The organism is Neisseria sp. P0021.S007, assembly GCF_051956855.1.
On the sequence record NZ_JBQCXA010001314.1, the window covers coordinates 1 to 500 of the forward strand.

The following is a 500-nucleotide window of genomic DNA, read 5'->3' on the forward strand; positions in this document are numbered from 1 at the left end:
CAACTCATTGGTATTTATAGTACTTACGTTCAAAAATATCCAATTAAGGCCGTTAACAGACATAATGACTGCAGATATTTGTATCACATACAAAAGCGTTCCGCCCAACAATACCCTGATGTGCCATTTTTTGGCCTTCAGCCACACTGAGACGACATTAAAAAGCCACCACAAAGCCATAAACACCATTAAAGAGATTTCATAACGATCCATCGCCCTACTCCTGAAAAACAGTCAATCCAGCCATTTCAAAAAAAGCCCGATACGCCGCTGCTTTTTTTGCCAAACTCAAAGGATAGGCACGCGAAGTCGAAGGCAGACGCGTCAGGGTCAACTCACGCCCTGCATAGGGGAACGGCACTGTTTCGCCGGTTTTCGGCATTTTCATGCCGCTGCCTTGAATCTCCAACAAAACTTCGGTTGCCTTGCCGCCAGTGGTGCAAAGATGGCGGCACTCGGGCATTTGCGCCAATACTGCCGCCAAATCGACAGTTTCTATC

General features: G+C 46.8%; 2 pseudogenes. Both read right to left on the minus strand.

Going from position 1 to position 500, the window contains the following annotated elements:
* Positions 1-213: pseudogene (locus ACTHUR_RS18920) on the minus strand (hypothetical protein); the annotation flags it as partial.
* Positions 214-217: 4 nt separating this feature from the next.
* Positions 218-500: pseudogene (locus tag ACTHUR_RS18925) on the minus strand (DNA glycosylase); the annotation flags it as partial.